The organism is Streptomyces beijiangensis (genome assembly GCF_017315755.1).
GTDB classification, from domain to species: Bacteria; Actinomycetota; Actinomycetes; order Streptomycetales; family Streptomycetaceae; genus Streptomyces; species Streptomyces beijiangensis.
In genome coordinates this window covers 1-511 of sequence record NZ_JAFLRJ010000623.1, presented here as the reverse complement: position 1 = coordinate 511, position 511 = coordinate 1, and the positions used below count along the sequence as shown (strand labels likewise).

At 75.0% G+C, this 511-nt stretch carries 1 pseudogene; it reads right to left on the bottom strand.

What is annotated here, in order from left to right:
* A pseudogene (locus tag J0695_RS37615) lies at positions 1-511 on the bottom strand (hypothetical protein); the annotation flags it as partial.

The window sequence follows — 511 nt, the reverse complement described above, 5'->3', positions numbered from 1 at the left end:
GCGCCTCCTGCTGGGGCTGGGCAGGCAAGGCGCCGGGGGCGGGCGGACGCGGCACACCGAAGTCGGCGTTGTCGCGACCGCGCTGGACGGGGGCACTGTAGTCGCGGATCTCCGCAGGGGCCGGGGGACGCGGGGCGTCGAAGTCCGGACGCTGGAAGGCGGACGTGGAGGCCGGGTCCTGGTACTGCTGCTCCTGGTACTGGGGCTGCTGGTACTGAGGTGACTGCGGCTGAGGCGACTGAGGCTGCTGGGGCAGTTGCGGCTGCTGAGGCGCCGGGGGCTGCTGACGCTGAGGCGGCTGCGGGCGCACCGGACCGCGGACGTCGGAGCGCTCGTACTGGCCCGTGGACCAGCCGCTGTCCTCCTGCGGGGTCGGCGGCAGAGGTGCGTTGAAGTCCGGACGGGCGAACTCGGCGGTGGAGCCGGGGCCCTGACGGCCGTTGACCGGCCGGTTGCCCATCGGCGGCCTGGCGTGCTGGCCGGTCGAGTCGGCCTCCTCGTGGCCGCGCGG